Source organism: Vibrio sp. 1978, from assembly GCF_033344345.1.
The window spans coordinates 1-613 of record NZ_JAWPOP010000681.1 but is presented as its reverse complement, the minus strand read 5'-3'; the positions used below and the strand labels follow the sequence as shown (position 1 = coordinate 613).

Here is a 613-nt window from a genome sequence, read left to right as displayed (position 1 = left end):
AGCCTAAGATGACAACTGTAGGTTCTCAAGATACAACGGGCCCTATGACGCGTGATGAGCTTAAAGACCTTGCGTGTCTTGGCTTCTCAGCAGACCTAGTTATGCAGTCGTTCTGTCACACATCTGCGTACCCTAAACCAGTTGACGTGAATACTCACCATACACTTCCTGATTTCATCATGAACCGTGGCGGTGTTTCTCTACGTCCAGGCGATGGCATTATCCACTCGTGGCTAAACCGTATGCTACTGCCAGATACTGTCGGTACTGGTGGCGACTCGCATACTCGTTTCCCGCTAGGGATTTCATTCCCAGCTGGTTCTGGTCTGGTTGCATTCGCAGCGGCAACAGGCGTTATGCCATTGGATATGCCTGAATCAATTTTGGTTCGCTTTAAAGGCAAGATGCAACCGGGTATCACACTTCGTGACCTAGTTCATGCCATCCCTTACTACGCGATTCAACAAGGTCTACTGACTGTTGAAAAAGCCGGTAAAGTGAATGAATTCTCTGGTCGTATCCTTGAGATTGAAGGTCTAGAAACACTAACGGTTGAGCAAGCATTCGATCTGTCTGCTGCGTCAGCTGAGCGTTCTGCTGCGGGTTTTACAGT

The 613-nt window shown here is 48.6% G+C and carries 1 protein-coding gene; it reads left to right on the top strand.

Annotated features, from left to right (window positions below):
- Positions 1-613: aconitase family protein (locus R8N49_RS28510; RefSeq protein ID WP_318190621.1), on the top strand; the 613-nt coding region annotated here is incomplete at both ends.